The sequence below is a fragment of the Pseudomonas sp. Irchel s3f7 genome (genome assembly GCF_900187615.1).
GTDB lineage: Bacteria > Pseudomonadota > Gammaproteobacteria > Pseudomonadales > Pseudomonadaceae > Aquipseudomonas.
Map to the genome: position 1 here is coordinate 1 of NZ_FYDO01000044.1, position 23584 is coordinate 23584.

A 23584-nucleotide genomic window follows, 5' to 3' on the forward strand; every position below is an offset into this window, starting at 1 on the left:
AAAGGGACCGAGGCGCTGGTGATACTTGCCAGAAAACTGGCTCGGGTACTGTTTGCCTTGATGAAAAACCAAAGTGAATACAAGCCTATTTCTATGTTTGGGGGTTCCCCCCAAACATAGAATCTCCCACATTTATGTTGGGGGTCTCACTCCGCGTCGAGATGCATCGGTGTAATCACCCGGCCGTCACTTTCGGCCTCGCCCAGATTGGCATCGATGAAGTACACCCGGTCATCTTCCAGTTTGCCCTTGTCGACCAGATAATCCTTGATGCTGCTGGCACGTTCCTGGCCCAGTTGACGCAACAGCACATCGCTCGAACTCCAGAACTTGATCACTTCGGCTCGCATTTTTGCTGTGCGTTCTTCCTTGCCCAGATCCTTCCACTCCGGCAACGGCTGGATCTTCAGGCGGGTGCGGAAGATGCCTTCCAGAAGCGGGCCTTTTTCACTGTCCGGTACTTTCAGCAATGACGCCTGCGCGGGAACCTTGTCGCCACGGCGCTGGAGCATTTTGTAGTAGTTGTACTGGTATTCCCGTTCCAGACGTTGCTCGGCGATCAATGGGCCATCGCTGCTCTTGGCCGCAGTGCCCTCGATTTCCAGGCGCAGGGCCGGACGCTCTTTGAGCGCGCTGGCCAGCTTGTCCAGGGCGCCTTCAGCATCCTTGCTCAGGTCGCTTGTGCCCGGTGCGAACGAGACAGTACCCAGATCCTCTGAACCACCACCATTGACCAATCCGCCGATCATTTTGAAGGGCGCTGCCGCTGCTTTGACGATCAGGTTGCGCAGGGTTTGCCAGACAATCGGCATAACGCTGAACTGTGGATTGTTCAGGTCGCCGGTGACGGGCAACTCGATGGAAATCTTGCCGTCGACGTCCTTGAGCAAGGCGATGGCCAACTTCAATGGCAGGCTGACGGCATCCGGGCTGTCGACTTTTTCACCCAGTTGCAGTTGCTCGACCACCACTTTGTTCTCAGCCTTGAGCTGGCCGTTGGTGATCAGGTAATGCAGGTCAAGATTGAGTCGACCCTTGCGGATACGGTAACCGGCGAACTTGCCCGAGTAAGGCGTCAGCGTGGTCAATTCCACGCGTTTGAAACTGGTCGCGATGTCGAGGCTGGCCATCGGGTCGAACGGGTTGACCGCGCCCTTGATGGTCACCGGCGCATAGCGATCGACCTTGCCTTTGATGTCCACACTGGCCGGTTTTGCCTGGCGACTGTCGATGGTGCCAATTTGCCCGTTGAGCTGCTGGATGGCGGTGGCAAAGTTCGGTGTCAGGCTGAAGTCGGCAAAGTTGGCCGAGCCGTCGTTGATGGCAATGCCGCCGATGTGGATGCCCAGCGGTTTTTCTTTGCTGGCGGGTTTGGCGGCGGTCGCCTTGGTGCCCGAGTCGGCCGGTTGGGGGATCAACAAATCATCGATGTTGGTGGTGCGGTCATCGTTGATCATGAAACGCGCGTAAGGCTGCAGCAGGTTGATCTTGTCGATCGACAGACTGTCGCCGTGCTGATAATTCAGGCCCTCGACCACCACTTGCTGCCACTTGAGGAAGTCGCGGGTTTTCAGGGTGTCCAGGGTATGCAACTGATCGATCTGGGCACGGCCGGTGACGCTCAAGGCCTGCGGTTCGGTGCTCTTGAGGTTGACCGCCAGATTGCTGCCGAGCATGCCGCTGCGCAATTCGAGGCGAATGAATGGATTGATGTAGGACTGGGCGACACGCAGGTCGATGTCCTTGGTTTGCACATTGAGTTTGGCACTGACCGGAGCGAGGTTGACCTCGCCGTCGGCCATGATTTTGCCTTGCTTGCCGACGCCGGTATCGAGCCTGAGCTTGAAAGGCGAGCCATTGAGGCTGTCAAAACCTTCGAGGTCGATGTTCAGCGGCGCCAGTTCCAGCTCCACGGCGGGTTGCGCCTTGCGGTCCGCCAGATGCACTTTGTAATCGCGCAGTTGCACGTCCTTGAGCAGCACTTGCCAAGGCTTGTCCGGGGCAGCCGATTCAGGGGCTGGTGAGTCGGCGGCGGCTGGCGCGGTAGCCGGTTCGGCGTCGGCCTTGGCGGCCGCTTTGGAGGGCTGGCTGGCGAAGAGTTTCTGCCAGTCGAGCTGACCGTCGGACTCCAGTGCAGCCCAGGTCTCCAGCTTGTTGCTGCGGATCTTGCCGACCACCACTTGCTGCTTTGCCAGGTCCACGGTGGTTTCACTGATATCCAGACGCTCTAGCTTCACCAGCGGACGACCGTCCGGGGCCTTGATGGCGAAAGGGGCAATGGTGGCCGAGACATTGCTCAGCAACAGCTCGGTTTCCTTGGACAGGTTGAGTTTGTAGTCGGTGCTGATGCTGAGAATGCCGCTTTCGAGGTCCAGGGGCACGGCATCGCGCACGTAGGGCCAGAAGGCTTTCATCTTGCCATCGGTGATTTTCAGCTTACCTTCGGAGGCGAGCGGGATCAGGCTGAAGTTGCCGGTCCAGTCGATCTGTCCGCCGTTGGGGCCGATGGCCATCAAGGTCATGTCGGCGCTGTCTTCGGGCAGGGTGCTGAGGTTTTTCAACTCGAAATCGAGTGTGTCGTAGAGGAATTCGATGGGTTCGCTGGGACGGGCATCTTCGAAATGCACGGCACCACCGGCGAATTTGATTCGTTCGATGCGCAGCGGAAACGGCTTGGCATCCGGGTCGGCGGGCGTCGGCTCACTCGCAGGCACCTTGAACAAACCGAGCAGATTGAGCTTGCCGTCCTTGGCGAACAGGATTTCTGTCTTGGCTTTGTCCAGTTCGACATCGGACAGGTGCAGCGCTTTGGTCCAGAGGCTGTCGATCTGCAGGTTGGCGTACAGGCGTTCGAAACCGACCTGCTCCTTGCCCGGTTCACCGATGTTCAAGCCCCAGAGAGTCAGCTCAAGGCTGAACGGATTGAGCTCGATCCGCTGGAGGGTGGCGGGCGTGTTGGCATAGTTGGCCAGTTGCTGATTGGCAATGCGTAACGCAACACCCGGCAAAATCAGAAAGCCCAGCAAGCTGTAGAGGGCCAGAGCAGTCAACAAGGCGCCGATGGCGCGAATCAATCCTTTGGGCATGTGTGGCTTCATCTGTCTGAATCGGAGTGCCTTGGAGTATGGCATGCGAATCCGGTTCCAAAGCAATTGCCAAGTTCAGGAAACTTCAGATTTATCCCACAGCCATCACAGCTGAAGAATCAGGGTTTTCAGCGGTGGCTGCTGATCCATCGACGGGAAATCACCGCCCGGTTTCATCACCGTCCACTCCCGAACGGGCCGCCCGGCTTTCTCTGCGCAGCGCAGGACCTGCTCGCGCCAATCGTCCATGCTGACCTTTGCCAGGTTGTTGCAGCAGATCAGCACGCCGTTGTCGGCAGTGCTCAACAGTGCCGGTTTCAGCAGGCTCTGATAGTCGCGCAGCAAGTCGACAGTACCGAACGCGCTCTTGGCCCAAGCGGGCGGGTCGAGCAAAACCAGATCGTACTGGCGTTGTTCCAGGCGTTGATAGGTCGGCAGTTTTTGCCCGCGACGCTGGCTGATCGGCAGTCCGGCCAATTGGCGAATCGCCGGAAAATAGTCGGACTGGATGAATTCCATGGTGGGCAATTGCGGGTTCAGCAGACCGTTTTCCCGGCCGACCGCCAGATTGCCTTCGGCGAAGTCCAGGTTGCACACCTCGCGGGCGCCACCGGCCGCCGCGCTGAGACCGACACCGCAGGTGTAGGCAAACAGGTTCAACACACTTTTGTTTTTACTGTGATCCTTGACCCAGCCGCGGGTGTTGCGCAGGTCGAGGAACAGCAGCGGATCCTGACCGGCATGGCGCCCGCGAACCCGATAGTTGAGGCCCCACTCGTGACCGATCAGGTCTTGCAGGGCGGCATCGTCGGCACGATAGACGATGTCTTCGCGGTCGATGCGTGAGTTGCCACGGGAACGGTCGTTGTAGACCAACAGCAAGTCGAGGCCCAGGTGCTGATTGATCGCCTCGTGCAGTTGCAGCAGCGCCTCGCGCTCCAGCGGCTGGTGGAAGCTCTGCACCAGCAGTTGCGGGCCGTAGCGGTCGATGGTCAGACCGCCGGCGCCTTCCTGGCTGCCGTGAAACAGGCGATAGCAGTCGGTGCCCTGCTGATGCAGTTCGGCAAGCAGGTCCTGGCGATGATCGAGGGCGGCGCGCAGCGCCTGATTCAAGGAAGACATGCTGGGCGCCTTGCAGGAGGATTTGGGCGCGGGAGTTTAACACTGTGGGGCTGGGATGAGGGGCTTGCCACAGAGTGATCACAGCCAAAGTGCTGTGTTCAGGTCAACAACCCCATCCGCCGTTTAGCACGATGGACTGACCCATTACGCACCGCCCAACGCAACATCGGCACACTGCGATTGACGCTGGCGCGGATCAATTTGCGTTGCAAAGGGTTCTGGCTGACGCCGAGCATGTCACTGGCCCAGTCCGGCAGCAGGTCGATCCCGGCCTGCATCATCAATCCGCCGAAAGGCTTGGCCAAGCGGCTGGGGGAGGGGGCGTTCAACAGCAGACGCAGCACTTCGCGACTGCGTTCGTCGCACAGCAGTTGCGGGCGAATGCGCTCAAGGTATTCGGATATTTCCTGCCGCGACCGCGGCACATTCCGGGCACCCAAGCGTTCTGCAACCAGCGCGATTTCTGCGTAATAACGATCCTGATCCGCGAGGGACAAATGCGGATTGCGATAGCGCAGGTGTGCGGCTAGAAAGTTACTGACCTCGGCCACGTGCACCCAGGTCAACAGGTCAGGATCGCTGGCCGCATAAGGGCGCCCATCCGGCGCCGTGCCGGTCACTTGCAAGTGAATGGTGCGGACTTTCTCGATCAACCAGTCGGCGTCCTGGCGCGAGCCAAAGGTCGTGCCGGAGATGAATTGCCCGGTGCGGCGCAGGCGACCGAGCATGTCTTCGCGAAAATTCGAATGGTCCCAGACCCCGGCCAGCGCCAACGGATGCAAGGCTTGCAGCATCAAGGCGCTGATGCCGCCGATCAGCATGCTGCTGAAGTCGCCGTGAACTTGCCAGCTCACCGAATCTGGTCCGAACAGGCCGGGATCGCCCTTGGGGTTTTCCAGATCGAGCTGGCCGAGGGACAAACCGGTCAGGCTCATGATCTGGGTTTCGATGCGGGTGCGGATGAATTCCATAAATGAACCTGCAGGAGCGAGCATGCTCGCGATGGACGTTAACGATAACGCGTGCTTCCTGAATATACGCGGTGCGCTTTAGTCCCTCGCGAGTGAACTCGCTCCTGCAGAAGGCAGCACGTCATTGATTCAGGCGTTTATCGATCAGGCCTTGCACCACGCTTGGATCGGCCAGGGTCGAGGTGTCGCCCAGGCTGTCGAGTTCATTGCAGGCAATCTTGCGCAGGATACGCCGCATGATCTTGCCTGAGCGGGTTTTCGGCAAGGCTGGCGCCCATTGGATCAAATCCGGTTTGGCGAAGCTGCCGATTTCATTGCTGACCAGAGCCAGCAGTTCTTTCTTCAGTTCATCATTGGTTTCGACGCCGTTCATGGGCGTGACGAAGGCATAGATGCCCTGACCCTTGATGTCGTGGGGATAGCCGACCGCAGCGGCCTCGGCGATGCTCTCGTGCAACACCAGGGCGCTTTCCACTTCGGCGGTGCCGATGCGGTGGCCGGACACGTTGATCACATCGTCGATGCGCCCGGTGATCCAGTAGTCGCCATCTTCATCGCGCCGCGCGCCATCGCCAGTGAAGTAGTAACCGGGGTAGGGCTTGAAGTAGGTATCGACCATGCGCTGCGGGTCACCGTAGACGCTGCGGATTTGCGCGGGCCAGCTGGATTTGATCGCCAGCACGCCGCTGCCGGCGCCTTTGATTTCCTTGCCCTGTTCGTCGAGCAACACCGGTTGTACGCCGAACATCGGTTGTGTGGCGCAACCCGGTTTGATCCGTTGCGCGCTGACCAACGGGCTGAGCATGATGCCGCCGGTTTCGGTCTGCCACCAGGTATCGACAATCGGGCAACGCTCTTCGCCGACCGCATGGAAATACCATTCCCACGCTTCTGGATTGATCGGCTCGCCGACGGTACCGAGCAGCCTGACGCTGGCGCGTGACGTTTGCTTCAATGGCTCCGGGCCCTCTCTCATCAGGGAGCGCAAAGCGGTCGGGGCGGTGTAGAAAATGTTCACCTTGTGCTTGTCGATCACCTGCCAGAAGCGTGACGTGCTCGGGTAACTCGGCACGCCTTCAAAGATCAGCGTAGTGGCGCCGTTGGCCAGCGGGCCGTAGACGATGTAGCTGTGCCCCGTGACCCAGCCGACATCGGCGGTGCACCAGAAGACCTCGCCGTCGCGGTAGTCCAGCACGTATTTGAAAGTCATCGCCGCTTGCAACAGGTATCCGCCGGTGGTGTGCAACACGCCTTTGGGTTTACCGGTGCTGCCCGAGGTGTAGAGGATGAACAGCGGGTCCTCGGCGTCCATCGGCTCAGGCGGGCAATCGGCGCTGACGTCGCGCAGGGCCTGGTGATAGCGGATGTCACGGCCTTCGATCCAGTTCACTTCACTCTGGCTGTGCTCGACGACGATGACAGTGCTGACGTTAGGGCAACTTTGCAGCGCCTTGTCGACTTTCTCTTTGAGTGGTACGGGTTTTCCGCCCCGTACGCCAGCGTCGGCGGTGATGACGGTCTGGCAGTCGGCGTCGAGAATGCGGTCGCGCACGGAGTCGGGCGAGAAGCCCCCAAACACGACCGAGTGCACCGCGCCGATGCGGGTGCAGGCGAGCATGGCGTAAGCCGCTTCCGGGATCATCGGCAGGTAGATGCACACGCGATCGCCTTTCTTCACACCACGGCTTTTCAGCACATTGGCCAGGCGGCAGACGTTTTCATGCAATGTTTTGTAGGTGATCGAGCGGGAGTCGGCAGGGTCGTCGCCTTCCCAGATGATCGCGATCTGATCGCCGCGTTTTGGCAGATGGCGGTCGATGCAGTTGTAGCTGACGTTCAGCTTCGCCCCGGCAAACCAGCTGGCTTCGCCGGTTTTCAGGTTGTAGCGCTGGACGGTATCCCATGGCGCGCTCCAGTCGAGAAAGCGCGTGGCCTGTTCGGCCCAAAAGGTGCTGGGGTGTTCGATAGATTCGCGGTAGAGGCGGTGGTAGTCGTCTTGACTCAATTGTGCAGCCCGGCGGACGGCATCGGCTTTGGGGAACGTGCTGATATCGAACATGACGGTTCCTTATTTTTGTTTTGCGACAAAGATAAAGATGCGCCGAGAGGTCAATGGGTTCAAGAGGGGAGCTGTGCGACCCTCGTAGGAGCTGGCTTGCTAGCGAAAGCGGTGGTTCAGTCAATATTTATTGGACTGACACACCGTCTTCGCTGGCAAGCCAGCTCCTACAGAGGAGTGCATTACTGCCGAGCCATCAAATCACCCGCGGTGACGACCGCGGAAGTAGTTGATCAGGCCTTGTGTCGAGGCATCATCGGCCGGAGTTTCTTCGCTGCCGACCAGACGGTTGTAGACGCCTTTGCCCAGCTCTTTGCCCAGCTCCACGCCCCACTGGTCGAAGGCGTTGATGCCCCAGATCACGCTCTGCACGAAGACTTTATGCTCGTACATCGCCACCAGCGCGCCGAGGCGACGAGGGCTGATGCGTTCGACCACCAGGGTGTTGCTCGGACGGTTGCCCGGGATCACCTTGTGCGCCGCGAGTTTTTGTACTTCGTCTTCGCTCAAGCCTTTGTCGCGCAGCTCGGTTTCGGCTTCGGCAAGGGTCTTGCCGAGCATCAGCGCCTGGCTCTGCGACAGGCAGTTGGCGTACAGCCATTGGTGGTGGTCGGACACCGGGTTGAAGCTGACAATCGGCACGATGAAGTCGGCCGGGATCAGCTGGGTGCCCTGGTGCAGCAACTGGTGATAGGCGTGTTGACCATTGCAGCCGACGCCGCCCCAGATGACCGGGCCGGTGTCAGTGGACACCGGGGTGCCATCCTGACGCACGCTCTTGCCGTTGGATTCCATGTCCAGCTGTTGCAAGTGCTTGGTGATGTTGCGCAAGTAGTGGTCGTACGGCAGGATCGCATGGCTTTGCGCACCCCAGAAGTTGCCGTACCACACGCCGAGCAAGGCCAGCAGCACCGGCATGTTCTGTTCGAATGGCGCGGTCTGGAAGTGCTGGTCCATGGTGTAGGCACCGGACAGCAGTTCTTTGAAGTTCGACATGCCGATGGCCAGGGCAATCGGCAAACCGATGGCCGACCACAGCGAATAACGCCCGCCGACCCAGTCCCACATCGGGAAGATGTTTTCTTCGCGGATGCCGAACGCCACGGCGGCGGCGTTGTTGCTCGATACCGCGATGAAGTGGCGGTACAGCTCGGCTTCCGAACCACCCTGGGCCAGATACCAGGCGCGAGCGGCCTGGGCATTCTTCAGGGTTTCGAGGGTGTTGAAGGATTTCGACGAAACGATGAACAGCGTGGTCTCGGCACGCAGCTTCATGGCCAGTTCGTGGAATTCGCTGCCGTCGATGTTCGCCAGATAGTGGCAACGCACGCCTTTCTGGGCGTAGGACAACAGCGCTTCGGAGACCAGCTCCGGGCCGAGGAAGGAACCACCGATGCCGATGTTCACCACGTCGGTGATCGGCTTCTCGGTGTAACCGCGCCACAGGCCGTCATGGATCCGGCCGACGAGGTCGGTGATCTGGTTCAGCACCTTGTGCACTTCAGGCATCACGTTGACGCCGTTGACCGACAGCTTGTCGCCAACAGGACGGCGCAGGGCGGTGTGCAGGGCCGGGCGGCCTTCCGAGGAGTTGACGATTTCGCCGTCGAACAGCGCTTTGATCGCGCCCTTGAGGTCGACTTCGTTGGCCAGGCCCACCAGCAGGTTGCGGGTCTCGGCGTTGATCAGGTTCTTCGAATAGTCGAGAAACAGTCCGCAGCTGCTGAGCGTGAATTGAGTGAAACGCTGCGGGTCGGCATTGAAGGCCTCCCGCATGCTGAAATCCTGCATGGCTTGGCGGTGGTCTTTCAACGCTTGCCAGGCAGGCAGAGCGGTCACGTCGTGAGGGGTGCGGTAATACGCCATCGCTGCGGGTTTCCTTTTTACTTGAACGGCCTTTTGAACACTAAAAGTCCCGGAACGCTGTCGGTGGGCGTCCCGGTCAACTGCGTCGACACGATTTCATGGCGCAGGGCGGATACAGTAACCCCCGCGCCATGATATGTCTTGACTTTGTCTGACCCGTTTTCGGTACTTTTTTAACATCGAAGTTAGGAATGGTCCGACAAACGGAGCAGGCTCGGCTCGGTTCAGGCAACTTGGACTGGAATGGCATTGCTGGTGTGGCTCAACTCGTTGCCCGGCGCCATGTAGAGCATGCGCGGCTTGAAGTTGAGCAGTTCGGCTTCGCTGTAATGAGCGTAAGCGCAGATGATCACGCGATCGCCGACCTTGGCTTTGTGTGCAGCGGCGCCGTTGACCGAGATCATGCGCGAACCTTCTTCACCGCGAATGGCGTAGGTGGTGAAACGCTCGCCGTTGTCGATGTTGTAGATCTGGATTTGCTCGTACTCACGTATACCGGACAGGTCCAGCCATTCGCCGTCGATGGCGCAGGAACCTTCGTAATCAAGGACAGCGTGAGTGACTTCAGCGCGATGCAGCTTGGCTTTGAGCATGATGGCGTGCATGAGTGTTTCCCAGGTCGGCGGGCAAATGGCCCGAAGGGTTGGTGGGGGCAATAAAATGTGAAACAGGCGCAGATCCAATGGTGGGAGCGAGCCGGCTCGCTCCCACAGGGGATTGCGGTGTTTAAGCTGGCGCGTCGAGATTCAGGTGCAGGTTGTCGATCAACCGCGTCGTACCGAGGAACGCCGCCACCAGAATCACCAGATCGCGGTCTTGCGCTGTTGCCGGACGCAAGGTCAGGGCATGGCGAACTTCCAGGTAGTCGGGACGCAGGCCGGCCGCTTCGAGCTGTTTGATCTGGGTGTTGATCAGCGCCGGGAAATCCCGCTCACCCTGTTTGATCGACTCGGCAATCGCGTTCAATGTGCGATAAACCACCGGCGCCACGGCCCGCTGTTTTTCGCTCAGGAACCCGTTGCGCGACGACAGCGCCAGGCCATCAGCCGCACGCACGGTCGGCTCGCCGATAATCTGAATTGGCATGTTCAAGTCATGCGCCAGCGCGCGAATCACCGCCAGTTGCTGGAAGTCCTTCTGACCGAAAATCGCCAGGTCCGGCTGGACCATGTTGAAGAGCTTGCTGACCACCGTCGCCACACCTTCGAAATGACCGGGACGGCTAGCACCGCACAACCCTTCGGACAATTGCGGGACGCTGACGCGGGTCTGGCCGGCCATGCCGTCGGGGTACATCTCTTCCACGGTGGGTGCGAACAACAGGTCGCAACCGGCTTCAAGCAGTTTTTCCTGATCGGCGGCGAGGGTGCGCGGGTACTTGTCGAGGTCTTCGCCTGCACCGAACTGCAGCGGGTTGACGAAAATGCTCGCGACCACGAAATCCACCCGTTGGGTGGCTTTGGTAATCAATGCGACGTGACCGCTGTGCAGGTTGCCCATGGTCGGCACGAAGCCGATGCGCTTGCCTTCGTTGCGGGCGCGGGCCACAGCGGCCCGCAGTTCGCGTACGGTTTTTACGGTGTTCATGCAGAGAATCCGTGTTCGATACCTGGGAAGGTCGCTGATTTGACTTCAGTCACATAGGCGCGCAAAGCCGCATCGATGGTGCTTTGGCCAGTCATGAAGTTCTTCACGAATTTTGGCACGCGCCCGGTAATGGACAGACCCAGCATGTCGTGCAGGACCAGAACCTGACCGTCAGTGCGATTGCCGGCACCGATCCCGATCACGGGAATACTCACCGCTTGGGTAATTTCTTCCGCCAGTTCGCTGGGCACGCATTCGAGCAGCAGCATTGCCGCGCCGGCCTGTTCCAGGGAAATGGCGTCTGCACGCATCTGCCGCGCCTGGTTTTCATTGCGGCCCTGAACCTTGTACCCACCGAGGATGTTCACCGATTGCGGTGTCAGGCCCATGTGCGCGCACACCGGGATGCCACGTTCGGCCAGCAGGCGGATCGAGTCGGCCAGCCACAAAGCACCTTCGACCTTGACCATGTGCGCGCCAGCCTGCATCAACAGGGCGCTGTTGGTCATGGCTTGTTCGGTGGTGGCGTAGGCCATGAACGGCAGGTCGGCGAGGATCAAGGCATCGCTGTTACCGCGTTTGACGCAGGCCACGTGGTAAGCCATTTCCGCGGTGGTGACGGGCAGGGTGCTGTCGTGACCCTGCAGAACCATGCCGAGGGAGTCGCCCACCAGCAGCACTTCGACACCCGCCTGATTGCAGGCGTTGGCGAAGGTTGCGTCGTAGCAGGTCAGCATGGTGATTTTCTCACCTTTTTGCTTCAGACCTTGCAGGGTGGTCAGGGTGATGGCTGGCATGAAAAGTTCCTCATTCAGGCGCTGTGAAAACTACTGCGAGTAACGCGCGTGATTCTTCGGTAAACACAGGCGCACGTTCTTTTGTCGTGCTTTTAAGGCCTGGATTGCGCCCTTTAAAGCCGTGTTGACGGCAGCGGGACGCCTATAGTCGTGAGGAGAACGAGGGAAGTCAATTGCGTGTGTTACCGCATTGTTACGGGTGGGGTGTTACCGGGGTAACTGATGCGATTCAGCAGTCGAAGCTGCGACCAGCGTGGAAGCGGGCTTGCTCGCGAAGGGGGCATCGCATTCAACATTTTTGTTGATGGATACACCGCTTCGCGCGCCAGCTCGCTCCCACAGGGGATTTTGGTCAATTCTGGGGGAGGCGTTCCAGACCGACGAACGGGCATGCCTTGAGCAGTTCGGCCAAGGTTCGGCCATCGGCCAGGCGCAGATCCGCAGGTGCCAGCTCGGCCAGCGGATACAGAACGAAAGCCCGTTCCTGCATATGGTAGTGCGGGACTTTGAGGCGCGGCTCGTCAATCAAACGATCACCGAACAGCACAATGTCGAGGTCCAGCGTGCGTGGGCCCCAGCGTTCAAGGCGTTCGCGGCCCTGTTCGTTTTCGATGGACTGCAAGGCATCCAGCAGGGCCAGCGGCGCCAAGGTGCTGTCGAGCGCGGCGACCGCGTTGGTGTAACGCGGTTGGCCGGGCAGCAGCGAATCGCTTTGGTAAAACGCAGAAACCCCGACCAGTTCAGTCTGGGGCAACTGCGCCAGTGCATCGATGGCACTGCGCAACTGTTCGGCGGGGTCAGCGAGGTTGCTGCCCATGCCGATGTAAATGCGTTCCATCGATTACTCGCCCGTGGTGCTCGAAGCGCCAGCGGCGCGTTTGCGTTTGGAGCCACCGCTGCGGCGGCGCTTGCGCGGTGCCCCGGTGCCGTCTTCCTTGCCGCTGAGGTCGCGGATCATGTCGCGACGTTCGCTTTCATTGGCGTCCTGATAGTCGGTCCACCATTCGCCCAGGCCCTCGGTCTGCTCGCCTGCGCTTTCGCGTAGCAGCAGGAAGTCGTAACCGGCGCGGAAACGCGGGTTGTCCAGCAACAGATCGGCACGCTTGCCACTGCGGCGCGGCAGGCGTTCCTGCATGTCCCAGATCTCGCGGATCGGCATGGTGAAGCGTTTTGGAATCGCGATCCGCTGGCACTGCTCAGCAATCAACTCGTGCGCCGCTTCCTGCATCGCCGGAATCGGTGGCATGCCCCGTTCTTGCAGACGCAGAACGCGTGCCGGCAGGGCAGGCCAGAGCAGGGCAGCAAACAGGAACGCAGGCGTCACCGGTTTGTTCTGCTTGATCCGCAGGTCGGTGTTTGTCAGGGCTTCGCTGATCAAGGTGTGCGTGTACGTCGGGTTGTACTCCAACGCCTCGGCACTGGCCGGGAACAGCGGGTCGAACAGTTGCAGGTCGACCAGCATTTCAAACGTATCGGCGGCATGGCCGGAGAGGAACAGTTTGAGCACTTCCTCGAACAGACGGGCCGACGGGATTTCGCGCAGCATCGGCGCCAGATCACGGATGGGCTGGGCGCTGTGTTTCTCGATGCCGAAATTCAGTTTGGCGGCGAAGCGCACGGCCCGCAGCATCCGCACCGGGTCTTCCTGGTAGCGCTGCTTCGGATCGCCGATCAGGCGGATCAAGTGATTGCGGATGTCGTGTACGCCGTTGGCGTAGTCGAGGATGCGCTCACTGACCGGATCGTAATACAGGGCGTTGATGGTGAAGTCGCGACGTTGCGCGTCTTCTTCCAGCGTGCCGTAGACGTTATCGCGCAAAATGCGCCCGCTCTCGTTGCGGGAAGACTGGTTGCTGTCTTCCTCTTCGTCGTTTTGCGGGTGATTGGCGCGGAAGGTCGCGACTTCGATGATTTCGCGGCCGAAGTGAATATGCACCAGCTTGAATCGGCGACCGATGATCCGCGCATTGCGGAATTCGGCCCGTACCTGTTCAGGGGTGGCGCTGGTGGCAACGTCGAAATCTTTCGGCGTGATGCCCAGCAGCATGTCGCGCACGCAACCGCCGACCAGGTAAGCCTGGTATCCGGCGCTCTGCAGGCGTTCGACGATATTCACCGCATAACGGCTGAATTGTGCCTTTTGCAGCGAGTGTTGGCCGCTGTTGAGGACTTCAGGCGTACTGCGAATGTGTTGCGTATGACGCTTTGGAGAACGGAATGACTGGAACAGCTTCTTCAGCATGGGATGCACTGTTTGAAGGAATGTTCGGCCATACCAGAAGAATGACCGCATGATGGGCGGGGATTCTAGCATTTAGTCGGGGGATGGTGTAGGACGACGCGTTATGACCCTGTAGGAGCGGGCATGCGCGCGATGGTTGTCAACGATTACGCGGGGAATCAGATGCCCAGCGGCGCCTATGAGTTTTCGCGAGCATGCTCGCTCCTGCAGGGGGCTGGGTGATTTCTTTGAATCGCAGAAACCACAAGGGGAGCCGAAGCTCCCCAAGAAGTAGTTGCATGCTCTATTTTTATTTTTGGTTTCGGGCTTTTTGTTTTTGTTAAGTGCCCACGCCATGAAGCTTTTCCTTCATGGCCCTCCCAATCGGGAGCCAAGAGCAAACGGATTGCTTTGGTCGCTGAATTGCAGTGATCTTTCGATCCAACCAGTACAGGCTCTGTCTTAGGACAGTTTTTTGTTGTTCTCAGCCTGGTCGTGGGGCTAGCCCCAAATACAACGCCTCTCCAAAAGAATCAGTTAGCTGCGCCTCTCGCCGTCTTGTTTTTATTGTGCGTGAGTCGATACGTCTTATTTTTATTGTCTTGTGCATTGCTTGTTATTGTTCTTGTACCAAACATATAGCAGGGTGCGTGCCAACTTTTGCGAAACCCAGTAAAACAAGGGGTTAGGTCGGTTGGCGGGGTTTTGGTAGGCGAAAAAAAGCCGGGGCTTCGTTACCGTAAGCCCCGGCTTCTGTTACGTGAAAAAGCTGAGGTAACAGTTTTTTCACACAATCCTGTGTTACCCGCACATGAGACAGGTGCGGTTCAGCTTTCGCTGGTCACCCCGGTCTTGCGGCGCGGTATGCCCAGGCGCTGACGGCGCTCCCACAGGCATTTGCGACTGACGCCGAGTTTGCGTGCCAGCTCGGTTTCGGTCATGTGGTCCTGATGTTCGAGCACGAAATGCTGGAAGTAGTCCTCCAGGGACAAGTCTTCGGTTGGCTCGTGGTTGGTGTTACTGGAGCTGCCGTTACCCTGTTGCGGGGGCAGGCCGATGAAATCGTCGTCTTCCAGATCGCCCAGTTCGATGTCGATACCCAGCAGCTCGGCGGAAATCTCCGGGCTCTCGCACAGGATGACGGCGCGTTCGACGGCATTTTCCAGTTCGCGGACGTTACCCGGCCAGGAGTAGTGACGAATCGCTTGCTCGGCATCGGCGGCGAACTTCAGGTCCGTGCGGTTGATCCGTGCACTCTGTCGCGCCAGGAACGCAGTGGCGATTTCGTTGACGTCTGCACCACGCTCGCGCAGGGCCGGCAGTTTCAGGGCTATTACGTGGAGGCGGTAATACAAGTCTTCACGGAACTGGCCGATCTTCGCCAGGCTCTTGAGGTCGCGGTGAGTCGCGGCAATCAGGCGTACATCGACCTTTTGCGACTGGACCGAGCCGACCCGGCGGATTTCGCCTTCCTGCAATACGCGCAACAGACGCGCCTGGGCTTCCAGTGGCAATTCGCCGATTTCATCGAGGAACAAGGTGCCGCCGTCCGCTGCTTCCACCAGACCCGCACGCCCGGCGCTGGCGCCGGTGAATGCGCCTTTTTCGTGGCCGAACAGTTCGGACTCGATCAGGCTTTCCGGAATGGCCGCGCAGTTCACCGAAATCATCGGTGCCTTGGCACGTTTGGAGAGGTTGTGCAGGGCGCGCGCCACCAGCTCTTTACCGGTGCCGGACTCGCCCTGGATCAGGACGTTTGAGTCGGTCGGTGCGACTTTGCGGATCTTGCCGTAGAGGTCCTGCATGGGTGGACAGGAACCGATGATGCCGATTTCGCCGTTGCTGTTGTCGGCTCCGGATTTCGCCGCGCCATTGACGGCCTTGCCGGCCACTGGCTCAGCCCCGGTCTGTGCCGATTGCCGGTCGCGCAGGATTCGCGCAGCAGCTTGCAGCATTTCATCGTGATCGAACGGCTTGGCAATGTAGTCCACCGCACCCATTTTCATCGAATCGACCGCCGAGCGCAGGCTGGCATAGCTGGTCATGATCAGCACCGGCGTGCCCTGGGCAAGCTTGATCAGCTCCGTGCCGGGTGCGCCCGGCAGACGCAGGTCACTGACGATCAGGTCGAACGAGGGAATGGTGAAGCGTTCTTGTGCTTCCTGCACTGAACCGGCTTCGCTGACCTGGTACTGGTTACGTTCCAGCAGGCGGCGCAAGGCGGAGCGGATAATGGTTTCGTCTTCGACGATCAAAATGTGCGGCATTGATTCGATACTCTCGACGGTCTCAGTTCACAGCGGACGTCGCTTCGACATGACGCGGTAAAGTCACCCGGATACGGGTGCCGCGTTGGCTGTGTACATCAGCCGGGCTGTCGATGGTGATTTGTCCATAATGCTCTTCAACGATGGAATAGACCAGTGCAAGGCCCAGACCGGTGCCTTCGCCAGGATCCTTGGTAGTGAAGAAGGGTTCGAACAATCGGTCCATGATGCTCGACGGAATACCACTGCCTTCGTCTTCCACGATCAGATCGACCGTGTGTTCGCCGGCTTCGCTTTTGACTCGCACCGCGCTGCCGGGAGGCGAAGCGTCGCGGGCGTTTGAGAGCAGATTGATCAATACCTGTGCCAGCCGCTGCGGGTCGCCTTCGACCCAGTGATCCGGATCGCACAGGTTATAGAACTGCACTTCAAAATTGCGCCGGTTCAGGGCCAGCAAGCCGATGGCATCCTGGGCCACTTCGGCCAGACAGACGGGCTCGTCGCTGTGTTGATGGCTGCCGGCATGGGCGAAGCTCATCAGCGATTGAACGATGCGCGACACGCGTTTGGTCTGCTCAAGGATCTGCCCGCTGATTTCTTTCAGCTCGCCATCATCCTCGCGCTCTTCGCGCAGGTTCTGCGCCAGGCAGGCGATGCCGGTGATCGGGTTGCCGATTTCATGGGCTACGCCGGCCGCCAGTCGGCCAATGCTGGCCAGGCGCTCGGAGTGCACCAGCTTGTCTTCGAGCATCTGGGTTTCGGTCAGGTCTTCCACCAACAACACCAGGCCGCTGTTACCCGGCGCGAGCGGTTCGTCGATGGCCGCTTTGTGCAGGTTCAGCCAACGAGTCTGGCCGTCGAGTGTCAGGTGTTGTTTGTGCAGGTGTTCGTCCGGCAGGTTGATGAAGCCCAGCAGCAATTCCTTCCACGGATCGGCGATGGTGCTCAGGCGCGATCCGACCACGCGTTGCGCGGCGATCCCCGTCAGCTCTTCCATGGCTTTGTTCCACATCAGGATTTCCTGGTCCTTGGCCAGCGAGCAGACGCCCATCGGCAGTTCCTGCAAGGTCTGACGGTGATAACGGCGCAGGGCATCGAGTTCGGCGGCCAGGCCGGTCAGGCGCGAGTGGTAGTCCTCGAGGCGGCTTTCGATAAAGTGGATGTCTTCGGTGACATAGTTTTCGCCACCGGCCTTGTAAGGCAGGAAGGTCTCGACCATGTCCTGGGCAACGCTCGGTCCCATCAGGCCGGAGAGGTTGGCTTCGATGCGGTCGCGCAAGCGGCGCAATGCATACGGTCGGCGTTCGTCGAAGGGCAGATAAAGATCGCGCAGCGCCTGCTCGACTTCCTTCTGCGCGGCTTTGGCGCCCAAGGGTTTGGCCAATTGCGTCGCGAATTCCTGTGGGGAGGCCGCATGCAATTCACGTCGCTGCGGCCGGTGCACGTTGTCCACGGCACAGGCTTCGGCAGCGCTGGCCTCTTCGGTGCTGGCATTGGTGAACAGCGAAATCAGGGTGAACATCAATACGTTGGCGGCCAGGGAAGCAATCGCCGCCATGTGCCAACTGGTGTCATCCAGCACGTAAATCATGTTCAGCAGCGGTATATAGAAACCCTGCAGGTTGCCGACCAGCGGTAGCAGCATGGTGACCAGCCACACCAGGATTCCCGCCAGCAAACCGGCGATGAAGCCGCGACGGTTGGCGGTCGGCCAGTACAGGACTGACAGCACGCCGGGCAGGAACTGCAACGTCGCAACGAACGCGACGATGCCGAGGTTGGCCAGGTCTTGTTCCGCACCCAGCATCAGGTAGAAACCGTAACCGGCCATGATGATCGCGACGATCAATGCCCGGCGGGTCCACTTCAGCCAGCGGTAGATATTGCCTTCGGCGGGCGGTTGATAGAGCGGCAATACCAGGTGGTTCAGCGCCATCCCCGACAGTGCCAGTGTGGTGACGATGATCAGGCCGCTGGCGGCGGACAGACCACCGACATAAGCCAGCAATGCCAGGGCCTTGCTGTTGGCGGCGATGCCGATGCCCAGCGTGAAGTATTCCGGGTTGGTGGTGGCGCCGAGTTTCAGTCCCGCCCAGAGAATCAGCGGCACTGCCAGGCTCATCAGCAGCAGGAACAGCGGCAGACCCCAACTTGCGCTGACCAGCGAGCGCGGATTGAGGTTTTCGGTGAACGTCATGTGATACATGTGCGGCATCACAATCGCCGAGGCGAAGAACACCAGCAGCAATGTGCGCCATGGGCCTTCCTGCAAAGGCGTGTGCAGGGCGGCGAGGGCGGTCTGGTTTTGCAGCAGCCACAGCTCAAGCTGTTGAGGCCCGTCGAATACGCCGTACAGCGCGTAGAGCCCAATGCCACCAAGGGCGATCAGCTTGATCACCGATTCGAAGGCAATCGCGAACACCAGTCCTTCGTGTTTCTCGCGGGTGGCGATGTGCCGGGAGCCGAAGAAAATCGTGAACAGCGTGATCAGCGCACAGAAGCTCAGCGCCACGCGGTGCTGCACGGGCTCGCGGGTGAGGATGCCGATGGAGTCGGCCACCGCCTGGATCTGCAACGCCAACAGCGGCAATACGCCGACCAGCATGAAAATAGTGGTCAGCGCACCGGCCCAGGTGCTGCGAAAGCGGAAGGCAAACAGGTCCGCCAGAGAGGATAGCTGATAAGTGCGGGTGATTTTCAGGATGGGGTACAGCAACACCGGGGCCAGCAGAAATGCCCCGGACACCCCGAGGTAGCTGGACAGGAAACCGTAGCCATACTGATAGGCCAGGCCCACCGTGCCGTAAAACGCCCAGGCACTGGCGTAGACCCCCAGCGACAGGGTGTAAGTCAGCGGGTGGCGAATGATCGCCCGGGGGATCATGCCCCGTTCGCTGATCCAGGCCACGCCGAACAGCACCGCCAGGTAGGCGGCACTGATCAGGATCATCTGGGTCAGGCTAAAGCTCATCGGCATCTTTTTGGCTCTGCAGGATGAAGGTCACGACGATCAGAATCAGCCAGAGCAGATAAGGGCGATACCAGGCGCCAGTGGCGTCGATCCACCAATCCATGATGGCCGGGGAAAACAGGTAAATCCCCACTACCAAAAGCAGGACCAAGCGATAAATGTACATCCCGGCCTCTCTTTTTTATGCGCGTGCCCGAAAACGTGCGGCGATGGTAACGGATGGGCGCGCCACTGCAAGTGCGATCACAGCAGTTGAGCCTCGGGCAGGCTCAGTGTGCGCGGGATCAGTGATGCATCCCAGTGGGCGATGCCCCAGTCGAGCACCTCGCGTGGCGTGGCGAAAATCAGTTCGTTGCCCGGATTCTGCCCCAATGCGCGAAGGGCCCGCAGCAATAAAGGTATTGCCTGATCTTCGGTCAGCGGCGGCGAACGATAAGACTTGCCGAGTTTGTTGCCATCGGGCTGGGTTATCAGCGGAATGTGCAAGTAGCGCGGTTGTGGCAGGCCAAGCAGTTCTTGCAGGTAGAGCTGACGCGGTGTGGAGTCGAGCAAGTCGGCGCCACGGACAATGTCGGTGATGCCTTGCCAGGCATCGTCCAGCACTACAGCCAGTTGATAGGCGTAGAGCCCGTCGCGGCGGCGAATCACAAAATCGCCGACTTCCCGGCCCAGATGCTGGCGGTATTCCCCTTGCACTCGATCAACGAAGTGATACTCAAGCTCCGGGACGCGCAAGCGTATGGCGGCGTCTTCCGTGCCGTGACCGGCGTTGCGGCACAGCCCTGGATAAATCCCGTGATAAGGCTCCAGCTGCTTGCGCGAACAGGTGCAGGCGTAGGCCAGGCCATGATTGAACAGGCGATTGAGCACTTCGGCGTAGGCATCGTGACGGTCGCTTTGGCGAATCAGCTCGCCATCCCATTCAAACCCGTAACTCTCCAGCGCCTTGAGGATCGCCACTTGCGCGCCGGGTTCCTCACGGGGCGGATCGAGATCTTCCATGCGCATCAGCCAGCGCCCGCCTACCGAGCGGGCATCGAGGTAGGACGCCAGCGCGGCGACCAGTGAGCCGAAGTGCAGATGGCCACTGGGTGTGGGCGCGAAACGTCCGATGTAGTCAGGTCTGGTGATGGCGGTCATGAAGGCAACGTTACTTTTCCAGGCGGTCGTCAGATTCCTGTAGGCGCGAGCTTGCTCGCGAAGGTCGTCAACGATAACGCTGGGAGCCTGTTGCTACTCGGCGATCTCAGGTTCATCGTCGGAACGCCGCCCGGAGCAAGCTCGCTCCTACAGTGATGGCGATTTTAATCGCAACGGGCATCAGCAAATATCAGAAACAAAAACGGAGCGTTCGCACGCTCCGTTTTTCGTTCAAGCCGCAATTATTTGCCGACTTGCTTTTCCTTGATTTCCGCCAGGGTCTTGCAGTCGACACACATGTCGGCAGTAGGGCGGGCTTCCAGGCGCTTGACGCCAATTTCGACGCCGCAGGATTCGCACCAGCCGTACTCTTCGTCCTCGATCAATTGCAGCGTTTTGTCGATCTTTTTGATCAACTTGCGCTCACGATCGCGGGCTCGCAGTTCGAGGGCGAACTCTTCTTCCTGGCTGGCACGGTCTGCCGGGTCCGGGAAGTTGGCTGCTTCGTCCTTCATGTGATCAACCGTACGGTCGACTTCCTGCATCAAGTCCTGTTTCCACTTGTTCAGGACTTTGGTGAAGTGCGCGCGCATGGGCTTGCCCATGTATTCCTCGCCCTTCACTTCTTTGTAGGGTTCGAAGCCGCTGATCGACTGATTTTGCTGCTTTGCTTGGGTGGACATGAAATAGACCGCCTCTACTCTTGTAATCCATCTGCGCAGGATTGCTCCATCACCGACACCTGCCGGCCCTGCGGCTGCAAGCGGGCGAACTTACCAGATCAAATCAGACCGCGCTACTCCCGGATGTCGAGGCTGCGGCCCGTTGCGCTTTCAAATGCTGATAAAGCGCTGTCTGGTGGCTCTGGAACGCTGCTCAATTATTGATTTTAGTCAAACCTGGGGCGCGCGTTTGAGTCGTTTGCGGCCGGGGTCATAAGGCCTCTGACCGCTTTAGGCTCTCGCTCGTTCCTGCGCTTGGGTAGAATCGATTTTTTTCCCTGTTGAAGGAAGGCCCATGGCTCAGTCCTACAGTGCCCGCAGTCGTGCGATCGAACCTTTCCATGTGATGGCGCTGCTGGCGCGGGCCAATGAATTGCAGGCGGCCGGCCACGATGTGATCCATCTGGAAATCGGCGAGCCGGACTTCACCACAGCCGAACCGATCATTCAGGCCGGCCAGGCTGCGCTGGCATCGGGCCGCACCCGCTACACCGCTGCCCGTGGCATTCCCGAGTTGCGTGAGGCGATTTCAGGCTTTTATCAGCAGCGCTATGGCTTGAGCATCGATCCACGACGCATCCTCATCACGCCCGGTGGTTCTGGTGCGTTGTTGCTGGCCAGTGCTTTGCTGGTGGATCCGGGCAAACACTGGTTGTTGGCGGACCCCGGTTACCCGTGCAACCGACATTTCCTGCGACTGGTTGAGGGCGCCGCACAGTTGGTTCCGGTAGGTCCCGACGTGCGCTATCAACTGACGCCGGACCTGGTCCAGCGTTACTGGGATCACGACAGCGTTGGCGCGCTGGTGGCGTCTCCGGCTAACCCGACAGGGACGATCCTGACCCGGGATGAGTTGGCCGGGCTGTCTCGTTCGATCAAGGAACGCCACGGCCATCTGGTCGTGGACGAGATCTATCATGGGCTGACTTACGGCACCGATGCTGCCAGCGTACTGGAAGTCGACAATGACGCCTTTGTGCTGAACAGTTTTTCGAAGTATTTCGGAATGACCGGTTGGCGTCTGGGTTGGCTGGTGGCGCCCGATGCCGCGGTTGGTGAATTGGAAAAACTCGCGCAGAACCTCTACATAAGTGCGCCGAGCATGGCTCAGTATGCTGCGCTGGCCTGTTTCGAGCCGGCAACAATCAGCATCCTCGAAGAGCGCCGCGCAGAGTTCGGTCGACGTCGGGATTTCTTGCTTCCCGCTTTGCGCGAGTTAGGTTTTGGCATTGCGGTAGAGCCGGAAGGGGCGTTCTATTTGTACGCCGATATCAGCAAATTCGGCGGCGATGCCTTCGCGTTCTGTAAGCATTTTCTCGAAACCGAACATGTGGCGTTTACTCCTGGACTGGATTTCGGGCGGTATCAGGCCGGTCATCATGTGCGTTTTGCCTACACGCAAAATCTTCAGCGCCTGCAGGAGGCGGTCGAGCGTATCGCTCGCGGCTTGCGGAGCTGGCAAGGCTGATGCGTTTTCATCCTCCACTGGAAGAAGGTCGACTGATTCGTCGATACAAGCGTTTTCTCGCTGATATCGAAACCGTTAGCGGCGAGTTGCTGACCATTCACTGTCCGAACACCGGATCGATGCTCAATTGCCAGGTCGAGGGCGGGCAGGTCTGGTTCAGTCGTTCCAACGATCCCAAGCGCAAACTGCCTGGCACCTGGGAAGTCGGCGAAACCCCGCAAGGGCGGTTGTTCTGTGTGAACACCGCGCGGGCCAATGGATTGATCGAAGAAGCGCTGCGGGCAGGCGTGATCGGCGAGCTCAATGGCTTTACCGGGTTAAAGCGTGAAGTCGCATACGGTCAGGAAAACAGCCGCATCGATTTTCGCCTCGACTATCCCGAAGGGCCGGCCTATGTCGAAGTCAAAAGCGTAACGCTGGGCTTCGACGGGACGGCGGTGGCGGCGTTTCCCGATGCGGTGACCCTGCGCGGGGCCAAGCACCTGCGGGAGTTGGCCCATTTAGCCCGGGACGGCATTCGTGCAGTGCAGTTGTATTGTGTGTGCCTGACTGGCATCGAGTCGGTGCGGCCTGCCGTCGAGATCGATTCAGCGTATGCCGCTGCACTGCGCGAGGCGGTGGCTTGCGGCGTGGAAGTGTTGGCTTATGGCGTGCGCTTGAGTCATGAGGAAATGGTCGTTGATCGACGCCTGGACGTGTTACTCGGCGATTAAAGGCTGACCCAGATTCCCTGTTCGTCCTCGCGGCAGGGGATGTTCTTCAGCGATCGTCCCTCGCACGGACCGGCAATGCATTCGCCATCCTCGATCAAGAACAGTGCGCCGTGGGTCGCGCACTGGATCAGGCTTTGGCTGTTGTCGAGAAACTGATCGGGGTGCCACTCGAGTGAGACGCCACGGTGCGGGCAACGATTAAAGTAGACATAAACCTGCCCGCCCCGGCGCACGGCAAACAGTTTCTCTCCCTCGAGTTCGAAACCTCGACTGCTGTCATTGATCAACTCGGCACCCGCGCAAAGCAACTTCATCTCAATCCTCTGTTCCGCAACGCGCCGAATATGTCGCGGCTGATTGTTCGAATACTAACAATTATCCAAGGACGGGTTCACGATCTCCGGCACTTTTGTGCAGACAAAAAAAGACCCGGCAAGAGCCGGGTCAAATAACCGTGATTAGCCTGATGAGGAGATAATCTGAGAGTCCGAACCAAGGGCTTTGCAGAATATCGACCAGTCTCGCGACCAGTTGTGATAATCATATCGATTCTCATTACCAAGTCAACAGCTGATTTCCTATTTGCCTGCTCCA

The 23584-nt window shown here is 59.4% G+C and carries 18 protein-coding genes and 1 pseudogene; 3 read left to right on the top strand and 16 right to left on the bottom strand.

Going from position 1 to position 23584, the window contains the following annotated elements:
- Positions 1–120 (top strand): annotated as a pseudogene (locus CKW19_RS29295) (IS110 family transposase); the annotation flags it as partial.
- Positions 121–146: 26 nt separating this feature from the next.
- On the opposite strand, the gene CKW19_RS26825 reads toward CKW19_RS29295, so the two are convergent.
- The 15 genes from CKW19_RS26825 to dksA all read right to left on the bottom strand — a co-directional run bounded on the left by CKW19_RS26825 (position 147) and on the right by dksA (position 20770).
- Positions 147–3131 (bottom strand): DUF748 domain-containing protein, encoded by a 2985-nt coding sequence (locus tag CKW19_RS26825; protein ID WP_095061360.1) that lies wholly within the window; start codon positions 3129–3131, stop codon positions 147–149.
- 60 nt (positions 3132–3191) lie between these two features.
- Positions 3192–4208 (bottom strand): class I SAM-dependent rRNA methyltransferase, encoded by a 1017-nt coding sequence (locus CKW19_RS26830; RefSeq protein WP_095061362.1) that lies wholly within the window; start codon positions 4206–4208, stop codon positions 3192–3194.
- Positions 4209–4306: 98 nt separating this feature from the next.
- Complete coding sequence (locus tag CKW19_RS26835) at positions 4307–5179, bottom strand: oxygenase MpaB family protein (RefSeq protein WP_095061364.1); 873 nt, start codon at positions 5177–5179, stop codon at positions 4307–4309.
- Positions 5180–5300: 121 nt separating this feature from the next.
- Positions 5301–7238 carry an acetate--CoA ligase gene (gene acs / locus CKW19_RS26840; RefSeq protein WP_095061366.1) on the bottom strand — a complete coding sequence of 646 codons (1938 nt, stop codon included), beginning with the start codon at positions 7236–7238 and terminating at the stop codon, positions 5301–5303.
- A gap of 201 nt (positions 7239–7439) precedes the next feature.
- A complete protein-coding gene (gene pgi, locus CKW19_RS26845; RefSeq protein WP_095061368.1) occupies positions 7440–9104 on the bottom strand; it encodes a glucose-6-phosphate isomerase in 1665 nt (554 codons plus the stop codon).
- A 224-nt stretch (positions 9105–9328) separates the two neighbouring features.
- Positions 9329–9709, bottom strand: coding sequence for an aspartate 1-decarboxylase (gene panD / locus CKW19_RS26850; protein WP_008153310.1), 381 nt, complete (start codon positions 9707–9709; stop codon positions 9329–9331).
- A gap of 121 nt (positions 9710–9830) precedes the next feature.
- Positions 9831–10691, bottom strand: a complete 861-nt coding sequence (gene panC, locus CKW19_RS26855; RefSeq protein WP_095061370.1) for a pantoate--beta-alanine ligase — start codon at positions 10689–10691, stop codon at positions 9831–9833.
- Positions 10688–11488: a 3-methyl-2-oxobutanoate hydroxymethyltransferase gene (gene panB, locus CKW19_RS26860; RefSeq protein WP_095061372.1), complete on the bottom strand. Its 801-nt coding sequence runs from the start codon at positions 11486–11488 to the stop codon at positions 10688–10690. The genes panC and panB overlap by 4 nt, the downstream gene beginning before the upstream one ends.
- A gap of 352 nt (positions 11489–11840) precedes the next feature.
- Positions 11841–12326, bottom strand: a complete 486-nt coding sequence (folK, locus tag CKW19_RS26865; RefSeq protein ID WP_095061374.1) for a 2-amino-4-hydroxy-6-hydroxymethyldihydropteridine diphosphokinase — start codon at positions 12324–12326, stop codon at positions 11841–11843.
- Positions 12327–12329: 3 nt separating this feature from the next.
- The gene (locus CKW19_RS26870; RefSeq protein WP_177408857.1) at positions 12330–13730 is read right to left on the bottom strand and encodes a polynucleotide adenylyltransferase PcnB; all 1401 of its coding nucleotides are present in this window, start codon (positions 13728–13730) and stop codon (positions 12330–12332) included.
- Between the two features lie 806 nt (positions 13731–14536).
- A complete protein-coding gene (locus CKW19_RS26880; RefSeq protein ID WP_095061380.1) occupies positions 14537–15976 on the bottom strand; it encodes a sigma-54 dependent transcriptional regulator in 1440 nt (479 codons plus the stop codon).
- A gap of 22 nt (positions 15977–15998) precedes the next feature.
- Positions 15999–18953 (bottom strand): sensor histidine kinase, encoded by a 2955-nt coding sequence (locus CKW19_RS26885; protein WP_177408858.1) that lies wholly within the window; start codon positions 18951–18953, stop codon positions 15999–16001.
- A complete protein-coding gene (locus CKW19_RS26890; protein ID WP_003176118.1) occupies positions 18937–19113 on the bottom strand; it encodes a hypothetical protein in 177 nt (58 codons plus the stop codon). Before CKW19_RS26890 ends, CKW19_RS26885 begins: the two co-directional genes overlap by 17 nt.
- A gap of 77 nt (positions 19114–19190) precedes the next feature.
- Positions 19191–20087, bottom strand: coding sequence for a tRNA glutamyl-Q(34) synthetase GluQRS (gene gluQRS, locus CKW19_RS26895; protein ID WP_095061384.1), 897 nt, complete (start codon positions 20085–20087; stop codon positions 19191–19193).
- Positions 20088–20329: 242 nt separating this feature from the next.
- The gene (gene dksA / locus CKW19_RS26900; RefSeq protein ID WP_053162448.1) at positions 20330–20770 is read right to left on the bottom strand and encodes an RNA polymerase-binding protein DksA; all 441 of its coding nucleotides are present in this window, start codon (positions 20768–20770) and stop codon (positions 20330–20332) included.
- A gap of 334 nt (positions 20771–21104) precedes the next feature.
- Between dksA and CKW19_RS26905 the strand changes: the two genes are divergently transcribed.
- Positions 21105–22277, top strand: coding sequence for a pyridoxal phosphate-dependent aminotransferase (locus tag CKW19_RS26905; protein ID WP_095061386.1), 1173 nt, complete (start codon positions 21105–21107; stop codon positions 22275–22277).
- Positions 22277–22990 (top strand): DNA/RNA nuclease SfsA, encoded by a 714-nt coding sequence (gene sfsA, locus CKW19_RS26910; RefSeq protein ID WP_095061388.1) that lies wholly within the window; start codon positions 22277–22279, stop codon positions 22988–22990. The genes CKW19_RS26905 and sfsA overlap by 1 nt, the downstream gene beginning before the upstream one ends.
- Here sfsA and CKW19_RS26915 read toward each other — a convergent pair.
- Positions 22987–23304 carry a Rieske (2Fe-2S) protein gene (locus CKW19_RS26915; protein ID WP_095061390.1) on the bottom strand — a complete coding sequence of 106 codons (318 nt, stop codon included), beginning with the start codon at positions 23302–23304 and terminating at the stop codon, positions 22987–22989. The two genes, sfsA and CKW19_RS26915, sit on opposite strands and share 4 nt — an antisense overlap.
- Positions 23305–23584 lie beyond the last annotated feature (280 nt).